The sequence below is a fragment of the Streptomyces sp. NPDC030814 genome (assembly GCF_055572155.1).
Map to the genome: position 1 here is coordinate 53,345 of NZ_JBVIDX010000035.1, position 19,716 is coordinate 73,060.

17 protein-coding genes and 1 pseudogene are annotated in these 19,716 nt (G+C 71.3%); 10 read left to right on the forward strand and 8 right to left on the reverse strand.

The genetic code is table 11. The features are described 5' to 3' along the window. Nucleotides 1-99 precede the first annotated feature (99 nt). A complete protein-coding gene (locus ACZ43N_RS39505; RefSeq protein ID WP_468104257.1) occupies nucleotides 100-525 on the forward strand; it encodes a transposase in 426 nt (141 codons plus the stop codon). After that, entirely contained in the window at nucleotides 525-881 is a 357-nt protein-coding gene (locus tag ACZ43N_RS39510) for a transposase (RefSeq protein ID WP_468104258.1), read from the forward strand. Before ACZ43N_RS39505 ends, ACZ43N_RS39510 begins: the two co-directional genes overlap by 1 nt. On the opposite strand, the gene ACZ43N_RS39515 is transcribed toward ACZ43N_RS39510, so the two are convergent. From ACZ43N_RS39515 to ACZ43N_RS39535, 5 genes and pseudogenes are all read right to left on the reverse strand, one after another. Beyond that, the gene (locus tag ACZ43N_RS39515) at nucleotides 847-1,335 is read right to left on the reverse strand and encodes a hypothetical protein (RefSeq protein WP_468104260.1); all 489 of its coding nucleotides are present in this window, start codon (nucleotides 1,333-1,335) and stop codon (nucleotides 847-849) included. The two genes, ACZ43N_RS39510 and ACZ43N_RS39515, sit on opposite strands and share 35 nt — an antisense overlap. Before the next feature lie 1,190 nt (nucleotides 1,336-2,525). Further along, a pseudogene (locus ACZ43N_RS39520) lies at nucleotides 2,526-2,830 on the reverse strand (hypothetical protein). 388 nt (nucleotides 2,831-3,218) lie between these two features. Next, a complete protein-coding gene (locus tag ACZ43N_RS39525; RefSeq protein ID WP_468104261.1) occupies nucleotides 3,219-4,085 on the reverse strand; it encodes a tyrosinase family protein in 867 nt (288 codons plus the stop codon). Further along, nucleotides 4,069-4,554 carry a tyrosinase family oxidase copper chaperone gene (locus ACZ43N_RS39530; RefSeq protein WP_468104262.1) on the reverse strand — a complete coding sequence of 162 codons (486 nt, stop codon included), beginning with the start codon at nucleotides 4,552-4,554 and terminating at the stop codon, nucleotides 4,069-4,071. The genes ACZ43N_RS39525 and ACZ43N_RS39530 overlap by 17 nt, the downstream gene beginning before the upstream one ends. 682 nt (nucleotides 4,555-5,236) lie before the next feature. After that, nucleotides 5,237-5,803, reverse strand: a complete 567-nt coding sequence (locus ACZ43N_RS39535; RefSeq protein ID WP_468104264.1) for a hypothetical protein — start codon at nucleotides 5,801-5,803, stop codon at nucleotides 5,237-5,239. 515 nt (nucleotides 5,804-6,318) lie between these two features. On the opposite strand from ACZ43N_RS39535, the gene ACZ43N_RS39540 reads away from it, so the two are divergent. The 8 genes from ACZ43N_RS39540 to ACZ43N_RS39575 are packed head-to-tail and all read left to right on the forward strand — an operon-like array spanning nucleotide 6,319 to nucleotide 15,966. Beyond that, the gene (locus ACZ43N_RS39540; protein ID WP_468104266.1) at nucleotides 6,319-7,500 is read left to right on the forward strand and encodes a glycosyltransferase; all 1,182 of its coding nucleotides are present in this window, start codon (nucleotides 6,319-6,321) and stop codon (nucleotides 7,498-7,500) included. Beyond that, complete coding sequence (locus ACZ43N_RS39545; RefSeq protein ID WP_468104267.1) at nucleotides 7,497-9,017, forward strand: sugar transferase; 1,521 nt, start codon at nucleotides 7,497-7,499, stop codon at nucleotides 9,015-9,017. The genes ACZ43N_RS39540 and ACZ43N_RS39545 overlap by 4 nt, the downstream gene beginning before the upstream one ends. A 5-nt stretch (nucleotides 9,018-9,022) precedes the next feature. Beyond that, complete coding sequence (locus tag ACZ43N_RS39550; protein WP_468104269.1) at nucleotides 9,023-10,369, forward strand: O-antigen ligase family protein; 1,347 nt, start codon at nucleotides 9,023-9,025, stop codon at nucleotides 10,367-10,369. After that, the gene (gene murJ, locus ACZ43N_RS39555) at nucleotides 10,369-12,162 is read left to right on the forward strand and encodes a murein biosynthesis integral membrane protein MurJ (RefSeq protein ID WP_468104287.1); all 1,794 of its coding nucleotides are present in this window, start codon (nucleotides 10,369-10,371) and stop codon (nucleotides 12,160-12,162) included. The genes ACZ43N_RS39550 and murJ overlap by 1 nt, the downstream gene beginning before the upstream one ends. Next, on the forward strand, nucleotides 12,146-12,949 hold the full coding sequence (locus ACZ43N_RS39560) for a polysaccharide deacetylase family protein (RefSeq protein WP_468104271.1): 804 nt from the start codon (nucleotides 12,146-12,148) through the stop codon (nucleotides 12,947-12,949). Before murJ ends, ACZ43N_RS39560 begins: the two co-directional genes overlap by 17 nt. A 17-nt stretch (nucleotides 12,950-12,966) precedes the next feature. After that, nucleotides 12,967-14,127: a glycosyltransferase gene (locus ACZ43N_RS39565; RefSeq protein ID WP_468104289.1), complete on the forward strand. Its 1,161-nt coding sequence runs from the start codon at nucleotides 12,967-12,969 to the stop codon at nucleotides 14,125-14,127. 7 nt (nucleotides 14,128-14,134) lie between these two features. Then, nucleotides 14,135-14,818, forward strand: a complete 684-nt coding sequence (locus tag ACZ43N_RS39570) for a YveK family protein (RefSeq protein ID WP_468104272.1) — start codon at nucleotides 14,135-14,137, stop codon at nucleotides 14,816-14,818. Nucleotides 14,819-14,871: 53 nt separating this feature from the next. Continuing rightward, nucleotides 14,872-15,966 carry a GNAT family N-acetyltransferase gene (locus ACZ43N_RS39575; protein WP_468104290.1) on the forward strand — a complete coding sequence of 365 codons (1,095 nt, stop codon included), beginning with the start codon at nucleotides 14,872-14,874 and terminating at the stop codon, nucleotides 15,964-15,966. 28 nt (nucleotides 15,967-15,994) lie between these two features. Here ACZ43N_RS39575 and ACZ43N_RS39580 read toward each other — a convergent pair whose 3' ends face one another. The 3 genes from ACZ43N_RS39580 to ACZ43N_RS39590 all read right to left on the reverse strand — a co-directional run bounded on the left by ACZ43N_RS39580 (nucleotide 15,995) and on the right by ACZ43N_RS39590 (nucleotide 19,360). Further along, on the reverse strand, nucleotides 15,995-17,278 hold the full coding sequence (locus ACZ43N_RS39580; protein WP_468104274.1) for a glycoside hydrolase family 26 protein: 1,284 nt from the start codon (nucleotides 17,276-17,278) through the stop codon (nucleotides 15,995-15,997). Between the two features lie 233 nt (nucleotides 17,279-17,511). Beyond that, entirely contained in the window at nucleotides 17,512-18,261 is a 750-nt protein-coding gene (locus tag ACZ43N_RS39585; protein WP_468104276.1) for a hypothetical protein, read from the reverse strand. Nucleotides 18,262-19,000: 739 nt separating this feature from the next. Then, nucleotides 19,001-19,360, reverse strand: a complete 360-nt coding sequence (locus ACZ43N_RS39590; protein ID WP_468104278.1) for a hypothetical protein — start codon at nucleotides 19,358-19,360, stop codon at nucleotides 19,001-19,003. Nucleotides 19,361-19,716: the final 356 nt, after the last annotated feature.

The window sequence follows — 19,716 nt, forward strand, 5'->3', positions numbered from 1 at the left end:
ATGTCGTCCAACTCGGAGTCCCTGTCGTGTGATTGTCTCGCTCACCGGTTCGGGAACGCCGGGGATCGGCCGTACAGGCGACCGAAGTATCCGTCCGACATGAGCGACGCGGAGTGGGCGGTCGTACGTGACGCGATGCCGGTCCCCGGCTGGTTGGAGGGCCGCGGCGGGCAGCCGGAGAGCTATTGCCACCGGCAGATGGTCGACGCGGTGCGCTACCTGGTCGCGGGTGGCATCACCTGGCGGGCGATGCCCGCGGACTTCCCCGCGTGGGACCGCGTCCACGCCTTCTTCCGGCGCTGGCGGGACAAGGGCCTGGCCGCCGAGTTCCACGACCGGCTGCGTGACCGGGTCCGCATGGCTGCAGGCCGGGATCCGGAGCCGACGGCGGCCGTCATCGACGCGCAGTCGGTGAGGGGAGCCGCGTCGGTGCCGGCCGCGACCAGGGGCTTCGACGGCGGAAAGAAGGTCAACGACCGCAAGCGGCACATCGTGTCGACACCCTCGGACTGCTGCTGGCCGTGATGGTGACCGCGGCCTCGGTCACCGAGCGGGATGCCGGGCAGACCCTGCTGGCCCGGCTGCACGCACGGCACTGGCGCGTCACGCGGGTGTGGGCCGACGGAGGCTGCACCGGGCGCCTGGCCGACTTCACCCGCGAGGTCCTGCACGTCGCGCTGACGGTGGTCAGACGCAGCGACAACACCAGCGGCTTCACCGTGCTGCCGAAGAGATGGCTGGTGGAGCGCACGTTCGCGTGGCTGATGCACTCACGCCCACTGGCCCGCGACGACGAGAAGCGCACCGACACCTCGCAGGCGTTGATCCGGTGGTCGATGAGCATGGTCATGAGCCGCCGACTCGTGCGACGGGCACGCTGAACAGCCCCGGGCGTTTTTCCGTCAGCCAGCCCCGTGCGGCCAGACGCTTCGCTTTCGACCGCAGCCCTTCCACCTTCGCCGGGACCGGCTCCAGCCCGACAGCCGCCGCGAGTTGCCGGCAGTCCATCGCCTCCCCGTGCGTCCCACCGGCCAGGACGTCCATGATCCGCTGGTAGTCCGGCGCGAGAACCGTCGGGGCGAGTCCTTCCTGCCAGTGCGGCACCACCGAACCGGGCACCGCCGCCGTGACCTGCACCGGCCGTTCGCCGGCCACCACGACTGGCGGGACGGACTCGCCACCGCGAGGCTCCGCCAGAACCTCGCCCACCGTCTCACGGGCGATCACGAACCGCTCCCACACGGCCTCGGCCTCCCGCAGCTCGGCCTGAAGAGCCTCCACCCGCTGCCGAGCGGCGCGTTCACGCTCCTCCAGCAACCCCATCACCGACGGCATCCCGGCACCTCCACCGCAAAGACGACACGACACCTCGTCCCTGCCGCCGAAACACCGCACCTACACCTGACCAGCGGAAACGCACCCGTCACTCTCGGAAAGGCAACAGCTTCTGATCGGGCTGGAATCCCACACAACTTGATCACGCCCCATGGATGCCCTGCTCGCCATCTCCTGACTCGTTGCTGACGTGACGGTCACTTCGCTTCATAGCCACATGCAGGCGCTGGTACAAGTGCTGGTTCACCCGCGAAGGCGCCCAACTCCCCATCGCTCTCAGCTTGTCGGCCATAGTCCTCTTCGGTCTGTTCGTCCAAAGCTCTTTGGCTGCGTGTCCAGTAGTTGCCGTCTCGATCCGTGAAAAGCACTGAGTATGCGTGAAGGGAGGCATCCTCAGGCAGCGGCTCCCAGTTCTTCCCCTTCCTTCGTTCCAGCATGCCCAAGTCGAAGACGAGATCTGAGCAAGGGGGAAGACTCGCTAGATACTTCCGATACTCAATCGGCTCCCCGCCTGATCCCGGACCCAAGAAGGCGCTGAACTGGAGAGTCACTGAATACAACGGGTCCGGTGACCTGTTCATCAAGTGGTAACGGTCTTTACCAAGTGACCCCTTATCGACCCAGAATGATACTCGCGAGGCCTGCGCCCGGTTCTCCTTTTCCGCTTGCTCCTTCGACTGGTCAAGCTGGTCTTGTGCCACTAGGACACCCCACACCGTCCCTGCGCCAGTTGCCACCAGACCGAGCGCGGTCAGCAGAAGTCCACCAATACCAAGCACGAGCGTCGTATCCCACGCTCGCGAGTGAGACTCGGTTGGCCGGGAGGGGTGACCGCCTGACTCCTCGTCTGTTTGGCTCCCGTCCGGCTCCCCTTGCCGCTCTCTGGCACGCATCCGATTAAGAGACCGCAGCCTCATCAGCCGAAGCCTTGCTGACCGCTGATTGCTCTGCCCCACTATCCCTCCCTCGCCGCACAGCGGCTCGCAAGCTGGCCCCTCATTGACGACATGGCGGCGCGGCTGAGGCCGGTGGGGTGCGGCGAGCCACACGCGTGCGTGATCGGTCGACGCACCCGCCGTCGTGGCTGACTGTCGTCGGCTGAAGCAGGAGCCCCACCCGAGGGCGAGGCTCCCTCCTGTGTTGCTTGTACTGCGTAGCCTTACCCCAGAGGCCGGGCGATGATCAAGCGGTCAGTCGTCTTCAGAGCAATCCGGTACTGCCAGGCGCTCTCCGCGGCTCGTCGCAACGCGGATCACGTCTCGCAAGGCGCCTGCCAGCTCGGCCGCGAGGAGGCTCAGCTTGTGCACGTTCATGGCAGTGCCATCGGGGACCTGCCGCGCTTCCTCCAGGAACTCCCTTGCCTGCCCAGCTGAACTGACTCGATGTGGTCCGCCAGGCAGGACATGTAGCCCTCGGGGTCGTCGGTACTCAGGTAGCACGGCTTGCCGTCCGGTCCCGCCCAGGGCAGAAGCCTGAGTCCATTCTGTGGCGTCATGCCCACGCGCCTCTCGGTCACCTTGGTGGGGAGTGTCGGTTTGCCGCCTGCCGCTGCATGGCACGGGCAGTCGCAGGTCTCGTAGACCAGCGGGATGCCCGTCGGCGCCGCAGCCGGAGAGGATTCGGTGCAGTCGCGGTGCGTCCCGATCCGGCATGCCGCCGACCTGTAGGCGACGGCGTGGTCCGGGCGGCGACACGCGTGGCCGTCCCCCACTCGGCCGTCCGGGGCTGACAGCACGCCACCCCCTCACCCCCTCGGATTCCGCCACCGACAAGGCCGGCGGAGGCAACGCGGCGAGGGCCGCCCCGTCGAACCGCGGTCATGCGAGCGGTCCGACGGGGCGGCCCCTCACCCATGCGGGACGGCACCGATTCACCCGTCCGCGCTATGCGTACCGGTAGATCCGGCTCTGGTCCCACATCTTCTGAGGAGTCACGTCCCACGGCGGCAGCTTCTCGTGCCGGGCGACGACCCGGCCGCGCTGTGCGTTGCCCGGGGCCGGCGGTTTCGCCGGGAGGTACCGGCCGCCTCCGTGCCGCCGCTGCCAGCGGGTCCAGAGAAGATCGACGAAGGCGTGGTGCATCCAGAAGACGGGGTCGTTGACGGACGCGCCACCCACCATGTGTCCGCCGACCCAGCGGTGGACCCGGTTGTGAGTGCGCCACGAGGCGGATCCCCGCCCCGGCCCCCATCCCTCCAGCTTGTTGCGGAACCCCTTGGCGGAGGTGGAGTCCCAGGGAGCCGTGTCGTAGACGGGGTCACTGAGGGCCCACTCCAGGTCCTTCTTCGTGGGCAGGGCGATGGGATCGCGCGGGCGGCCGAGGTCGCGCATGAGGTACTCGGCGTCGGTGACCCCCACGTTGATGGGCCACCGCCCGTTCCGGAAGGCGAAGGGGCCGGTCATGACCTGTCGGTCGGAACGCCGGCCGGTGCCGCCGAGCAGGTCGTCGGTCCAGGGCACCGCCGTCGCCTTGCGGTCGCGCGTCCAGTCCCAGTACGGCAGGGTCACCGACTCGTCCACCCGGCGCAGCGCACGCTCCAGCTCCAGCAGGAACATGCGGTGCCAGGGCAGGAACGAGGGCGACATATGGGCGGCGCGCAGTCCGCGTTCGCCGTCGGGGACGTAGTAGTCGATGTGCATGCGCACGAACTCGTCGTACTCGCCCCTGCGTTTGACCTCCAGCAGCGCGGCGACGAACCGACGCCGCTCTGCCTTGGTCAACGTGCTGACGTCCTTACGCGTGTACACCACTGCCGTGGCCCCCTTCAGTCCCCTCGTGCCCGCTCGGCGAAGCGTTGTCACCGGGCGCGCCCAGCCGCGTGGCGAGGCGCAGTTCGTCGACGGCCGCGCGCGCCGCGGCGAGCGGTGTCGGGTAGGACCCGTAGTGGTCGACCATGCTCAGCCAGCTGCCGTCCGCCCGACGCATCAGATGCAGAGGCCGCCCGTCCACGGTGACGTGCCACCCTTCGGAGGGGTGGCCCTGGGCCAGGCCATCCCGGACGACGCCGACGATGCGACGTCCGCCGTAGGTCACGTCGAAGCCCTGCTGCGCACGATCGGCCGTCCCTGAGGCCCTCAGCGTCGGTGACAGCGCCGCCAGGGATCCGAACGCGAACAGCCCGTAGAGAACGCGACGCCGTCCGGTGGTTTTCCGGTGGCCGGTGGCTGTGCGGTCATCATGAGGTGCCGGTGGCAGTGGGGGTTGCTGGCTTGTGGGCAATGGTCTGTCTCCTTACCCGTCCACGACGGGACGGACAGCCTGGGCAAAAGGCCGGGACCACATCCGAGAGAGCCCGGGATGAATGGGCGTCCGGACCGCTCGGTCCCGCAAGTGGAATCCACCGTCGCACCGCTTTCCGGGCGGCCGAGGAATTCGTTCACGCCCTCGGGCCGACGGAGCGCGCACATCCCGGTCTTCCCGGGGAGCGCCGTGTCTCGGCGTTTCAGCCGCCGAGCGGCGGCACCGCTCTCGGCCCGGCTCCCTGCCGCCACCACGGGGTCCATCGGCGCGGCACACTCGTGTGCGTGGTCCATGGCCGGCACGGCGGCAGCAGGGGCGGGCACGGGGCCGAGGCTCATGGAGGCGGCCTGCGAAGACTTCATCGGGTCCCCTTCTCGGGCAACGCGGAAGTCACCAGCGGAATCACTTCTCCACCTTCAACGAGGTCAGGGCATCACGGAAACCCCCGGTCAGGGGAAATTCCTCGCTTCCGCCGGGAACTCACCCGATCGAAGGCCCGCACTTCATCGCCCGCACTTCATCGCTCCGGGCGTTTTGAATTTCATATGAACGAGAGGCGGAGGGAATCCGCCCGGCACAAAAAAATCGCACCGACCCATTGCGGGTCGGTACGACACCGAAGACCGTGCGCCTGCTTCGCCTCAGGCGCACGGCCCGACGTTCAGGACTGCGTGGCCGACAGGCTGGGCAGCGCTCCACCGACGTTGGAGGCGACGGAGGCCACGTAGGTCACGAGACCGTTCACCAGCTTCGTGGCCTCGGTGACCACATTGCCCCCGGCGCCCGTGGCGGCCTGGACGACGCCGGTCACGCCGCCCAGCAGCGCCTCGAGCAGGGGGCCCAGGTCGACCGGCGCCTGCGCCTCACGCGCCGCGCCCTGCGCCGATGTCGGCGACACGGATGCCGAGTTCGTCCGCGCCGAGGCGGCGGCCTTCTCGATGGCGGACCTGGCCGCTCTGCCGAGCCTGTCCGCCTCCGCTGCCGGGAGCCGGCCGTTTTCGGCCTTCATCGCGGCGTCCACCAGCTTGACTACTTCGGTCATCACAGCGCCGGCCTCGCCGAGCGACTGGATCTGCCCGGTGACCGCGTCGGAGCCGACGGGAGGCGCCGTCACTGTGGAGCGGTCCCGCTCGGTGTCGGCCGCCAGGGCAGCGGGGGCCGTGACGCCGAGCAGAAGCGTGGCACAGAGCGCGGAGGACGCGATCTGCCGGGCCGAGAGTGCACGCATGGAAGTTCCTTTCGCAGGTAGTGCTTGGGTCTTGCGTCCACCATGAAATCCGCGACTCCACTCTGCAACCGCTTGACCACTGAAAGTGACCATCACCCACTGCGGCGCGGGGCATCGCCGCTAGTGAGAGGGCGTGCGAGAGGTCCGGACCACTCGGGGCACGTTCGGCGCAAAGCATGCGAGAGGACGCCCCTCTCTCCCCGAGGGAGGACGCTCCCCTCTCCCCGAGGGGGGCGCCCGGGCGGAGCCGGGCGAAAAGCTGAAGCTCTGTCAACACGCTTGTCACTCTTGACCGATAAATATGAGATAGCGGGATAAAGTGACGCATCTTCAGTTAACCGGCAAGTCGACATTCACCTGAAAGGGTCACGCCGGTCATGCGTCACCCCCGGGATCACTCCAGTGCGACGCCCGAGGAGATCGGCACGTTCGGTGGCTCGTCGTATGAGGTCCACTCCTTGCCGGATGCCCCCGCACCGTGGTGACCGGCTCACCCGTACGTAAGGAATCCGCGCATGCGCCCACCGCCTCTTCCTCCGTCGCCGCGTGTCCTTCACGTCGCCCAGCCGGTGGACGGCGGCGTCGCCCGAGTGGTCTGCGACCTGGTGCGCGCGCAGTGCGCGGCCGGTTTCGACGTGGCCGTCGCGTGCCCGATCGGCGGTCCGCACCGGGAACTGCGCGGCTACGGCGCACAGGTGCGGGACTGGCCGGCGAAGCGAGCGCCGGGCGCCTCGCTCCCTGGTGAGGTGCGCCGGCTCGCACGCCTGGTGGAAGAGATCCGGCCGGACGTACTGCATGCCCACAGCGCGAAGGCCGGGCTCGCCGCCCGACTCGCGGTACGGGGGCGGATCCCGACGGTGTTCCAGCCACACGCCTGGTCGTTCGACGCGGCGGGCGGTGTGACGGCCGTAGCCGCCGTGGTGTGGGAGCGGTGGGCGGCTCGGTGGGCCAATGTCGTGCTCTGTGTCAGCGAGGCGGAGCGCGCGCGTGGCCTGCGGGCCGGGGTGCGCGCCCAGTGGCGGGTGATCCCCAACGGCGTCGACCCGCAACGCTTCCGCCTCGCCGACAGGACCGCCGCCCGTGCCCGTCTGGCCCCGCTCGCCGGCCTCGACCCGACGGCTGCGCTGGTCGTCTGCGTGGGGCGGCTGTGCCGGCAGAAGGGGCAGGACGTGCTGCTGGAGGCGTGGCCCGCGGTCCTGCGGCGGGCACCCGGCGCGCGGCTGGTGCTCGTCGGGGACGGGCCGGAGGAACGGCGTCTGCGGGAGCGCGCTCCCGAGGGCGTGCTGTTCGCCGGGGCCGTCACCGACTGCGTGCCCTGGTACCAGGCCGCCGATCTCGTGGTCCTGCCGTCACGGTGGGAAGGCATGGCCCTGGCACCGCTGGAGGCGATGGCGTGCGGACGGCCCGTGGTGGTCACCGACGTGACCGGAGCACGCGAGAGTCTGCCGCCCGGTCATCGGGCGCACTGCCTGGTGCCCGCCGGCCGGCCGGGTCCGCTGGCCGACGCGCTCACCGGGGCGCTGCTCGACCCGCTGCTGCGCGAGTCGCTCGGTCACGAGGGACGCCGGCACATCCTGACCGCGCACGACGTGGGGCACTCGGCCGAGGCGGTCGCGGACCTCTACCGCCGGTTCATCGGCCGCCGGACGGCCCACCGCGAGGCCCCCACCGAGTGCAGGGAGTTCACGCGCTCGTGACCGCCGAACCCACCCTTTCCCCGGCCGGAGCCCAGCCGCCGGAGCGCGGGTTCCCCTCCGTCTCGGTCCTCGCCCCGCGCGCAGCCGCCGACGGTCTCCGGCTCCCCACCGGTCAGCGCGGCGAGGGAGGCTCCCTCCCCGCACTGCCGCTGCTCGCGGCGGACACGGCCGCCGCGGCCTTCGTCGCCGTCGAACTGCCGCACCCCCTGCTGGCCGCGCCGCTGATGCTCGCCGTGGTCTGTCTGAACGTGCGGGCGGGGCTGTACCGCCCCGCCGTCGTGCCGGCCGCCCTGGAGGAACTGCCCGCACTCTGCGCCCGGATCACCGTGAGCTGGTGTGCGCTGGCGGCCCTGGTGGCGGCGTTCTCCCCCGCGTACTCCCTGTCCGCCCGCACCCTGCTGACCGGCTGTGCTCTGCAGTCGGCGGCCGGCTGCGCCGCCCGCGGCGCCGTGCACTGGCACCGCCGCCGGGAACTGGTCCGCCACCCCGCCGCGGCCCTCGTCGTCGGCCCGGCCGCCACCGCCCAGCGTGTGGCCGCCGCCTTCCTGCGCCATCCCCGGTGCGGTCTCAGGCCGGTGGGCGTCGTCTCCGACGACACGGGCGGCGGCGGGACGCTGCCTGTGCTCACCACGGCCGAGGAGGTGCAGCGGGCTGTCATCCAGAACGGAGTGCGGGCCCTGCTCGTCGCCGGACCGGCGGGCCGGCACAACCTGCTGCTGAGGACGCCGGCCGAGCCGGGGCTCGCCCTGTGGGAGGTGTGCTCGGCCGTGGAGACGTACGGCGGGACCGCCCCCGCCTTGTACGACGACGGCGGTCGTCGCGTCCACGACCTCACCGGAGGCGTCCTCGAAGGGACCGGCCACGGGGTCGGCCCCTGGACGCCGCACGAGCGGATGGCCGGCTTCCGCTGCCGCCGCCTGGAGGTGCGGCGGCGCGACGGCGGCAACCCCGGCAAGCGGGCCCTCGACGTGCTGGTCTCGGGGCTGCTGCTCCTCCTCCTCGCCCCGGCACTGGTGGGCTGCGCCCTCGTGCTGCGCGTCGCTGAAGGGCCCGGGGTCCTCTTCCGCCAGGAGCGCACGGGCAAGGGGGGCCGTCCCTTCACCCTGCTGAAGTTCCGCACTCACCGTCCGGCCGACCAGCACGAGGCAGCCACCCGCTGGACCGTGGCAGGGGCGCGGGACATGAGCCGGTTCTGCCGTTTCCTGCGCCGTACGTCGCTCGACGAGCTGCCCCAGCTGTGGAACGTCTTCCGGGGGGACATGAGCCTGGTCGGACCGCGCCCCGAACGCCCCTACTTCGTCGCCAAGTTCAGCCAGACCCACCCGGGTTACGCCGGCCGCCACCGCATGCCGACGGGGCTCACCGGACTCTCGCAGATCCACGGGCTGCGCGGCGACACCTCCATCGAGGACCGCGCCCGGTTCGACAACGCGTACATCGACGACTGGTCGCTCTGGCAGGACGTGTGCATTCTGCTGCGCACCGCCGCCGCACTGGTCCGGGCGCCGGGGAGCTGACACAGGTGAGCCACGCACCCTTCCTGCCCGCCGCGCGCCCGCTGACGTCCTTCCTTCCCGCCGTGCGCCGGCTGACGCCCGTCCTGCCGGTCGTGGCGGTGATCGCTCTGCTCATGCTGCCGGTGGCCCCCGACCACCAGGGCGGCCCGACCCCCGCCGACGCCGCCTCGGGGATCCTCGTGCTGTACTGCGCGGCACGTCTGCTGCGGCACCGGCGGCGACCCCTGTCGCGCACCGCCGCGGTGGTCCTGGCCCTGCCCGTGATCGGGCTCGCGGTCGCGACGGCGGGGGCCGGGGTACCGGACGCGGCGCTCGCGGGCTACGCGCGTTACCTGCAGTTGTTCGTGCTCGTCCCGGCCGCCGTCGTGCTGCTCGTCCGCGACCGGCGTGATCTCCGCCTGCTGGCCTGGGCGGTCGTGGCGCTGGCGCTGTGCCAGGGCGCCGTCGGCGTGCACCAGTACGCGACCGGAACCGGTGCCACGTACATGGGCCGGGACATCCGGGCCGTCGGCACCTTCGGGCCGGGTGACGTCATCGGAATGGCCTTTGTGGTCGCCGTCGGGCTGGTCTGCGCGACGGGCCTGGCGCTGGGGACCTCGTCGGTGAGGCAGCGCGCGTCGGCCCTGGTGTGCGCGCTGGTGCTGGTGGTGCCGCTGGCCGTGTCGCTCAGCCGGGGCGCGTGGATCGCGACGGTCCTCGCCTGCGGGGCGCAGTGTGTGTGCGCGGGCCTGCGTCGGGCCGTCAGGGTGGGCGCGGTCACGGCCGCCGTCACCGTGATCCTCGTGGGCGGCTTCGGAGTGGGTTCCACGCTGCTGGCGGAGCGGTTCCACAGCATCGGGCAGGTCGCCGAGAGCCCCGACCAGTCGGTCACCGACCGGTACACGATGTGGGCGGCGGCGGCCGACATGTGGCGCGAGCGGCCGCTGACGGGCGTCGGCGTCAAGGGCTTCCCCGAACACCGCGACGGCCACGCCTCACTGGCCTTGTCGTCGGGCAGCGACACCGGTGGCGCGGGCGCGGTGTTCCGGAGGCAGCCGCTGCTGTCGCCGCACAACATGTACCTGCTGGTGCTCGGCGAGCAGGGGCTCCTCGGACTGGTCACTCTCGCGGGGAGCTGGCTGGCCCTGCTGGTGCTGGGCCTGCGGAGGATGCTCCGCGCGCGCCGCGCGCAGGCCCCCGGCCTCGACTGCGGCCTCGTCGCCTGCGGTCTGCTGGTCTGGCAACTGGTCTTCTTCGCGTACGCGGACATCGGCGGGCCCTCGACCGTCCTCACCGCCGTCTGTCTCGGGCTGACGGCGTGGTGGGCGTTGGCGCGTTACGACCCCGCCGGCTCCGAGGAGTCCGCGGCATGATGACCGTCCCTCCCGCGCGGACCGAGGACCCCCGCGTCCCCCCGGCGCGCGTCGGCTCGGGCCGCCCGGAGAGCGACGGCACCACGTACGCCTCCCGGGGCTTCCTGGCCAGGGCCGCCCTCGTGACCGTCGCGCTCTCCGCAGCCGGTGCGCTGCTGGGCCTCGGCCGAGACCAGGCGATGGCACACCTGTTCGGCGCCGGGAGGGAGACGGACGCCTTCCTGATCGCCTGGACGCTGCCGGAGTACGCGGCGACACTGCTGATCGAGGACGGGCTGGCCTTCGTCCTCGTTCCGGCGTTCAGCATGGCCATCGCCCGGCGCACTCGGCGCGCGCCCGACGACCCGGTGCGCGCTCTGGTCCGCGGCACCCTGCCCAGGCTCGCTCCGGCGTTCACCGTCGCGGCGGCGGTCCTCGTCTGCGGGGCCCCGTATGTGGTCGAGGTGCTGGCGCCCGGGCTTCCGGATCCGGATCTCGCGGTGGACTGCACCCGCCTGACCGGCACCTGTGTCCTCACCTTCGGCCTCGCCGGCTACTGCAGCGCCGTCCTGCGCGCGCACCGCCGGTTCGTGGCGCCCGCGACGATCTACGTGGCCCACAACCTCGCCATCATCACGGCGATGCTGATGCTCGGCGCGCGCTGGGGCGTACGGGCGGCGGCGATCGGTGTGGCGGTGGGCGGGGCCACGATGTTCCTCGTCCAGCTCCCCTCCCTGCTGAGGCAGTTGTTCCGTGATCAGACGTCCGCCACCGCTGACACGACGCTCCCGGCGGGCACCGCGAGCCCGCCCCACCCGGCTGGGACGGCGGTCCCGGCGGACCCAGCGGCCCCGGAGGACACGGTGGCCCCGGCCGGCGCGGCGGACGCGGCGGCCCCGGCCGACGCCGCTCACCCGGCCGGCCCGAGCGACGACGCGACCGACCGGCGGGCCGTGAACCTCGCCCTCATCGTTCCCGTCCTGCTCTTCGCCCTGTGCCGTCAGTCCCAGGTCCTCATCGAGCGCTTCCTCGCCTCGACGCTCCCCGCCGGCGCCATCTCCCATCTGAACTACGCCCAGAAGGTGGCGCAGATGCCGATGGTGCTGGCCCTGATGCTGTGCACGGTCACCTTCCCCGTCGTGGCGCACGCGCTCGCCCGCGGGGACACCGAGCGGGCCCGTGACCGCGTCGAGCGCGACCTCGGGGTGGTGTCGTACGTCGTGCTGCTCGGCACCGCGGCCGTCGTGGCGTGCGCGCCGCAACTCGTCGATCTGCTGTTCCAGCGGGGCGCGTTCACCGCGCGGGACAGCGCGGCCACCGCCGCCGTCATGCGTGTGTACGCACTCGGGCTGCTCGGCCAGGCGCTGGTGGGCGCGCTCGTCCGGTCGTACTTCTCGGCGGGGCGGCCCACCTGGTACCCGCTGGCCGCCATGACCGCCGGGATCGTCGCCACGACCTGGACGGGCGCGGCCACCGTCGGCTCGTGGGGCGTGTCGGGGATCGCCGCGGCCAACGCGGCCGGGATCACGCTCACCGCCCTGATCCTGCTGCGCGGCATGGGAACCCAAGGCGTGCCGATCCGCACCCGGCGGGTGCTGGCGGCCATGGGTACTCCGTTGCGCGCGGCGGTGGCCGCCTGTGCCGTGGGCTGGTACTGCGCGCACCACGTCGGCTCCGCGGTCCTCGGGCTCACGGTCGGCGGCACGGCCGTGACCGTCGTCTTCCTGCTGCTGGCCCGGACGCCGGGCGGGCAGGGGCTCGCATCCTCGCTCCGTACCCTCTCCCGAAAGCACGCACATGCCCGTCTCCGCTGATCCAGGCCTGTCCCCCCTTACGTCGGCGCACACCTGCGGCCCGCCCCCCTGGGTGGCGATGTACCACTCCGTGGACGACTGCCCTGACGACCCGTACCAGGTCACCGTCTCCCCCCAGCGCCTGGACCGGCAGCTCGGCTGGCTGCGCCGTCGCGGTCTGCGCGGCGTCGGCATGCGCGAGTTGCTCACGGCGCGCGCCCGGAGCGCGGGGCAGAACCTCGTGGGGCTCACCTTCGACGACGGTTACGCCGACTTCGTCACCCACGCCCTGCCCCTGCTGCGCCGCCACGGGTGCGGCGCCACCCTGTTCGTGCTCCCGGGCCGGCTGGGCGGCGACAACGCCTGGGATCCGCTCGGTCCTCGCAAGCCGCTGCTGTCGGCGGAGGGGATCCGGTTCGCCGCCGCCGAGGGAGTCGAGATCGGCTCGCACGGTCTCAGCCATGTGGACCTGCCCCGGGCCGACGACGCGCTGCTCAGCGCCGAGGTGAACGACAGCAGAGCGCTGCTCCGCGACCTGACCGGCGACCGCGTCGACGGCTTCTGCTACCCGTACGGGAGGGTGGACCGCCGGACGATCGACGCCGTGCGGAAAGCGGGCTACGCCTACGCCTGCGCCATCGACCCGGGCGAGCTGAGCGGCCCGTACGCCCTCCCCCGCATCCACGTCGGCGAGCGCGACACGGCCTGGCGACTGCGCCTCAAGCACCGACTGCACCCCCACCGACTGCACCTCCACCGGCTGCGCCTGCCCTCCTGGCCGCACCACCGGCGTGCCGAGGAGACATGAGCCCCGTGACGTCCGAGTTGAAGGCCCTGCACATCATCACCGGTCTCGGCGTAGGCGGCGCGGAACAACAACTCCGGCTGCTGTTGCGCCATCTGCCCGTCAGATCCGAGGTGGTGACGCTCACCAACCCCGGCGCGGTCGCCAAGGGGCTGACGGCGGACGGCATCCGCGTCGTCCACCTCGGTATGACCGGCAATCGCGACCTGTCCGCCCTGCCCCGGCTGGTCCGCCTGATCCGGTCCGGCGGCTACGACCTCGTCCACACCCATCTCTACCGGGCCTGTGTGTACGGCAGGGTCGCAGCACGCCTGGCCGGCGTCCGGGCCGTGGTGTCCACGGAACACTCCCTCGGCGAGACCCAGGTGGAGGGCCGCGCCCTCAACGCCGGCGTCCGCGCGCTGTACCTCGCAGGCGAACGGCTGGGCCGGGCCACGGTCGCGGTCTCACCCACGGTGGCCGACCGGCTCAGGCGCTGGGGCGTGCCCGAGCCGCGTATCGCGGTCGTGCCGAACGGCGTCGACGTGAGCCGCTTCCGTTTCGACCCGGTCGCCCGCGCCCGCACCCGCCGTCGGCTCGGCCTGCCGCAGGACGCGTACGTCGTCGGCGGCATCGGCCGGCTGACCACGGGCAAGCGGTTCGGCGTCCTGATCGACGCGCTCGCCCGGCTCCCCCACGACTGCTGGTTGCTGCTGGTCGGCAGTGGCCCGGAGGAGAACGTGCTGCGCCGCGCCGCCCAGCGGGCCGGGGTGACCGACCGGGTGCTCTTCGCGGGCGAGCGTCCGTATCTGCCCGACGGCGGTTCCGGCCCCGATCTGCCGGCGCTGACCTCGGCCATGGACGTGCTGGCCTCACCGAGCCGGGAGGAGTCCTTCGGGCTCGCTCTCGTGGAAGGCCTGGCCGCCGGACTGCCGGTGCTGTACGCCTCCTGTCCGGCGATCGACGACCTGCCGCCCGGTCTCACCACCTTCGCCCACCGGGTGACGGGCGGGCCGGACGAGTTCGCACGCGCCCTGGCCGAGACCCGCGCTGCCACCGGGGCGGGGCCATCACATCCGCCGTCCCGTCCGGTGTCCGCCGCCGCCCGCCATTACTGCATCACGCGCAGCGCCGCACAGCTCATGCACGTGTACGACGCCGCGGTGTCCCGCTCACCCCTTCCCCACCACCCTTGGGAGTGACCGAACCATGACCTCGATGACCTCCACGGCCGAATGCCGGACCACCTCGGCCCCCACCCCTCGGGGGCGACCCCTGCTGAGCCGGCTCAGGGCGCTCCCTGCATGGTCCGTGCTCACGGTCGGCACTCTCACCGGAGGCCTCGCCGGAGGCGCCTACGGCGTGCTCACACCGCCCGTCTACTCAGCCACCGCGTACGTGGTCGCCGTACCGGGCGCCGAGTCGGACCCGCAGTCCGCGCTCGGTTTCGCCCAGGCCTACGGCCGGGTCGCCACACAGTTGGCGATCCTCGCGGACGCCCAGGTGGAGGCGGGCGTACCGGCGAGGACACTGCGCGACAGCGTGCGGTCGGCGACCTCACCGGACGCCCCGATGGTCTCCCTGACCGCCTCCTCGGTACGCGCCGATCTCGCCACCGACATGGCCGACGCCGTCGCGCGCTCGCTGATCAAGTACGCCGGGGAGGCCGAGGACGCCACCCATGTCGAACTCCAGCAGTTCTCCCGGGCCGTCAAGCCGACCGAGCCGTCCTCGGCGTCCCCGGCACTGACGGGCCTGGTGGGCGCCAGTGCGGGCGGCCTGCTGGGAGGCCTAGCGCTGCTGACCCGCCCCCGGCGCACCACCGCCGACGCCGCCCGCCCGGTCGCCGTACCCGGTCCGGCCGCGGCCGGCGACGCCCAGGGACAGTTGTGAGCGGGGCGGCGGTACGGGACCGCGCCCCGGCGCGACCGGCCGGCCTCGGCGCCATGCGCGTCGACATGTGCACCGAGGAGCGCGCCTTCGCCGCTCTCGGTCCCGCCTGGGAGCGCCTGTACCGCAACTGCGGGGCGGCCACCCCGTTCCAGAGCCACGCCTGGCTCCACTCCTGGTGGACGTCGTACGGCAAGCGGGGCCGGCTGCGGCTGGTGCTGGTGCGCGACAGCGTGGACGGTGAACTCCGCGCTGTCGCACCGCTGATGCTGACCGGGCACCCGTTGCCCCGGCTCGTCCCGCTCGGCGGGGCGATCACCGACTACGCGGACGTACTGCTCGACGACGAGGACGCGGACCGAGCGGCGACCGCGCTCACCGGAGCCCTCTGGTCCGCCGCCCGCACCGCGCTGATCGACTTCCGGGAGGTCCGACCGGGAGGCGCCGTCGAGCAGGTATACGAACGCTGGTGCGGCCCTCGCCGTCGGCTGACCGGCTCGATCTGTCTGGAGCTGCCCGCCCGCCCGATGGACGAGTTGATCGGCCGACTGCAGGGCGGGCGGGCCCAGCGGGTCCGCACCAAGATCCGCAAGCTCGAGCAGCTCGGAGTCGAGCACCGCTTTCTCCGGTACGACGAGGTGGACTCGGCCGTGGGCACCATGCTGGAACTGCACCGCCTGCAGTGGCTGGAACGCAAGGTCACCGCCGAGCACCTCACGCCCCGTTTCCGCGAGCATCTGACCCGCTCGCTCGTTGCGCTGGTCCGGTCGGAGGACGCCCTGGTGACCGAGTTCCGGGTCGACGGTGAGGTGGTCGCCGTCGATGTGACGGTGCTGGCACGAGAGCTGGCCGGCACCTATCTGTACGGCGCTCATCCACGGCTGCGGGAACACAAGGTGGACATCGCCACCATGTTGCTGCGTGCCTCCGCCGATCAGGTGGCCGACGGCGAACGCCGGGTGCTGAGTCTGCTGCGCGGGACCGAACCGCACAAGTTCCGCTGGCGCCCGGAGACCGTGGTCAGCCGGCGGCTGCTGCTGGCCCGGCGGCGCACCGCGCCGCTGCTGGCGGCGGCCGCCCGTGAGGCCGCCGCCCGCGATCGGGCCAGGGACTGGGTGCGCGGTCGGCGGGGGCACAGCGGCGGGACCTGAGCTCAGACGCCGTGAGGCTGATCAGTCATCAGCCCCAGTGGGACCACCAGATCGACGGCCACCAGTCCCGGCGGGGACACTCCAGCCGACCGAGCCAGTGTTCGACCCAGTCGCCCAGGCCCACCGGCGAGCACTCCTGGGTGGGCAGTGGCGCCGGTGCGGTCTCGGGCGAAGACGTCGGCGCAGGCGCGGCAGTCGGTGTCGGCGCGGGCACCGACGCGGGTGTCGTGGTGCGCCCGTAGAGCGCGGCTCGGTAGGCGGCGGACGACCTCGGGTTCTGCGCGCACTGCCAGACACCGTGCGGGCAGTAGTCGGTGAGGGTGTTGTACAGCGGCTGGTGCTCGTCGATCCAGGCGAGCATGCGCTTCATGTACTCCGGGTTGTCGCCGTTGCGGAAGAGGCCCCACTCCGGGTACGAGATCGGCTTGCCGTGCGCCCTCGCGAAGTTCACGTGCGCCCGCAGTCCGTACGGCTCCGCCACCTGCTCGTCGAACGGCATGCCCTGCGGCTGGTCGTAGGTGTCCATGCCGATGATGTCGACCGTGTGGTCCCCCGGGTAGCACTCCGTCCAGGGAACCGCGTCGCGTCCGCGGCTCGGCGTGAAGTCGAACCGGAAGCTCTGCCCCGGCACCGAGCGCATCACGCCGACGATCCGGTTCCAGTACGCCTTCCACGCCTCGGGGTCCGGCCCGCAACGATGCGTGTAAGTGGTGCCGTTCATCTCCCAGCCGAGCACCAGGACCGTGTCCGGCACCTTCAGCCCGATCAGCCGCTGGGCCAGGCGGCGGTAGTGGACGTCGAACGCCCCGGCGGCGCCCCGGCGCAGCAGTGCCCGTACCTGTCCGTCGGAGAGGCGCTCCTCATTGCGCTCCAGCATGGGCACGTTGAGGACGAGGATCCGGTCGTTGCGCGCACGACGCCAGTCCGCCCAGGCCTCGAGGAATCGCGGAGCGCCCTCGATGTTGCTCCAGAGGTCTCCGGGGAGGTAGGTACGCCCGACCCGCAGATCGGTGCCGCCCAGCCACCGGCTGAGCCAGGCCATCCGCGTCACGCCTTCGGGGCCGTAGTGGAGGTAGGCGCCGGTGGCCGGGAGCGGGGCGGGTGCGTCGCGACGAGCAGGCGCCACCGGCGGAGTGAACGACGCGCCGCCGGTCGCCGCGGTCGCCGTCGCCGTGGGCAGGGATCTCTCGGCAGCCGCCTCCGCCCCGGTACCCGCCACGTCCCCCGGCCCCCACAGCAGGGCGGCCGCCCCGGCGACACCGGCTACGGCGTACACGGGCAGGCGGCTGCGGCGCCGTCGCTGTACGGCCATGGCTGCTCCTTCGTCTGCACGGCAGCAGCCGCGGTGCGCGCCGCCCTGTTCGGTCGTGTTCGCTCCACTGATCACACTCATCCATGTCCGTTGCGCCGGGCACGGTGGGTACCTGCGCCCAGCCCGGCCAGTGCGACCACCCGCACGAGTGAGTGCGTCCGTGTGGCGACCCACGCGCTGAACGAACTCGGGTGCCGGACGTGTGTGTCCGGCACCCGGGGAAAGAGAAGGCACTACCGGCGGGCGACCCCGCGGCCCCTTCGGTACATGACGACTCCGCTCGTCAGAAGGACCGCGGCGAGGCCGGACGCCACGATCACCTGCTCCTCGCTGCCGGTGTCGGCGAGGGAGGGCGGCTTCGTCGGGGAGGGGGACGTGGGCGGTGACGCGGGCGGCGTCTTGACCGGGGGTGTCTTGACCGGGGGTGTCTTGACCGGCGGCTGCGTGGGCGCGGGGTCGCCGTAGCCGGGCTCGTCCCCGTAGCCGTCCTCGTCGTCGCCGTAGCCGGCCTCTTCGCCGTAGCCGTCGTCGCCGTAGCCGGCCTCTTCGCCGTAGCCGTCGTCGCCGTAGTCGGCGTCGTCGCCGTAGCCCTTGTCGCCGTAGCCCTTGTCGCCGTACTCGGCCTTGTCGCCGTAGCCGTCGTCCCCGTCGTCGCCGTAGCCGGCCTCTTCGCCGTAGCCGTCGTCACCGTAACCGGCCTTTTCGCCGTAGCCCTCGGCGTCGGTGTGGTTCTCGAGGTGACTCCGGCCGAAGTGCATGTAGCCCTCGCTGGGGCCGAATTCATGGGCAGCGCGCGGGTTCGGGCCGGCGTCGCAGTGCTTCTCGAAGGACGGGTCCAGTGAGGCGACCCGGTCGCTGGAACTGCCGCAGGCGTTCGCGGAAACGCCGGACGGTGAGTCCGCGAACGCGGGCACACCGTACAGGGGCAGGATGCTCGTCGCGGCGGCGGCCACGAACAATCCCCTGCTCAGGTTCTGTCGCAATCTCGTCGTCTTCCTGCTCGAAAGGACTGGTGAAGCCAGCCGTGGAGCCACGTACAGGGTCCGGACCGACCGGCCTTCCACAGTCAGCCGGCCAGTGTGCCGGTGACGGTCAGTCATCCGGACGGCAGGTACTGTGGAAGCTCATGTGTGTCGCACACCGGAATAACCGGGGGTGCCTGCGGCGGCGGCCGGGAGGGCGAGAGCCGCGTCGCGGTTCGACCGGCCATGCGCCCGTCAGGCCTTCCCTCTCCTCCCACGATGGCGCCGGGAGGCGGCCTCACGTCTGCCGTAGTTTCGCCGCCACTTGATTTTCTGGCTCGTCAGATGGTGCGATCCGGTGAAATGCCAATACCGGCAGCACGGGCACTGATAAATCCGGTCCGGAATTCGCTCCAGCAGCGGCTGTCTGACCAACCACGTACGAGCCTCGCCTTCGGTACGGAACGAAGCCTTACCCGTTTCCGGACAACGCGGCAGGATGATCGTGTCACTCATTTCCCCTCCGGTGTGCTCCTCGCATCATCGCCTGAGGTCCGGCGATTACGGTGACGACACCCCGTGAAAGAGAAAGCGCCCCTCCTGCGGCGGATGAGGGTGCTGCCCCATCCGCCGGTCAGGGAGAGACGCTTTCGGCTTTAGTCACGAATCCTCGGAAATCGAGAATGGCTGCCCGTGACCGCCGAACGGTACTCGGGAAGTCACCGTCCGGGCTCGGGGAGCTGCGTCAGTTCCGCAGAGGTCACGCGGTGGTAGTCGGCGGAACCACCGGAGCGAAGACGTCGCTCGTGTCGATCGCCAGGTCGAGAGCGGTGGACGCCTCAGCGGCGGCCCCGTTCTCGTTGTCGTTGACGTTGATGTTCTCGTTCTCGGCGTCGAGGTCGTTCTCGTTGGTGTTGAAGATGTTGATGTCACCGAACTGGCAGTTCGGGACCGAGCCCTCACCCGCGACGTCGCCGTCCGCCTCGGCCTCGGTGTTGCCGCAGACGTACGGGTCGTCCGCCCCGTGGCCGGCGCTGGCGCTGGCAGCCGTGGCGGAGCCGGCGACCAGGGCCACCGCAGCGAGGGTCGAGGCGGCACCCAACTTCATGCTCTTACGCATTGAATCTCTCCGTTTCGGTCCTTCTCCGTTGGAAGAACGGGATTGATATTGCCCCAACTCCGAAGCGCACACCACTTGAGAGGGCCCTGGCCCCCCAACTTCATCCGGATGGCCCCGCATTGCGGGTGATATGAATTACATAAGGCGCAGGTCCCGGCGTATTCGAAATACCTCTGGGGGTCTGTGTCACACCTCTTCTGCAACGGAGTTGCATAGGCGTCTAATCTTCTTTGTGGACGGACCGGGCCCCCGGCACGGTAGTGACGCTGTTGGTTTATTCGGGGGCTCGCGTGACGTCGGCCTTCAAGACCCGGTTGTGGTCTTGAAGGCCGACGTTGTTGTGTGGGGTGGATGTC

Coding starts and splice junctions, on each gene's coding strand:
- ACZ43N_RS39505 (WP_468104257.1), top strand. CDS start 100: ATGAGCGACGCGGAGTGGGCGGTCGTACGTGACGCGATGCCGGTCCCC.
- ACZ43N_RS39510 (WP_468104258.1), top strand. CDS start 525: ATGGTGACCGCGGCCTCGGTCACCGAGCGGGATGCCGGGCAGACCCTG.
- ACZ43N_RS39515 (WP_468104260.1), bottom strand. CDS start 1,335: ATGCCGTCGGTGATGGGGTTGCTGGAGGAGCGTGAACGCGCCGCTCGG.
- ACZ43N_RS39535 (WP_468104264.1), bottom strand. CDS start 5,803: ATGCGTGCACTCTCGGCCCGGCAGATCGCGTCCTCCGCGCTCTGTGCC.
- ACZ43N_RS39540 (WP_468104266.1), top strand. CDS start 6,319: ATGCGCCCACCGCCTCTTCCTCCGTCGCCGCGTGTCCTTCACGTCGCC.
- murJ (WP_468104287.1), top strand. CDS start 10,369: ATGACCGTCCCTCCCGCGCGGACCGAGGACCCCCGCGTCCCCCCGGCG.
- ACZ43N_RS39560 (WP_468104271.1), top strand. CDS start 12,146: ATGCCCGTCTCCGCTGATCCAGGCCTGTCCCCCCTTACGTCGGCGCAC.
- ACZ43N_RS39570 (WP_468104272.1), top strand. CDS start 14,135: ATGACCTCGATGACCTCCACGGCCGAATGCCGGACCACCTCGGCCCCC.
- ACZ43N_RS39575 (WP_468104290.1), top strand. CDS start 14,872: ATGCGCGTCGACATGTGCACCGAGGAGCGCGCCTTCGCCGCTCTCGGT.
- ACZ43N_RS39580 (WP_468104274.1), bottom strand. CDS start 17,278: ATGGCCGTACAGCGACGGCGCCGCAGCCGCCTGCCCGTGTACGCCGTA.
- ACZ43N_RS39590 (WP_468104278.1), bottom strand. CDS start 19,360: ATGCGTAAGAGCATGAAGTTGGGTGCCGCCTCGACCCTCGCTGCGGTG.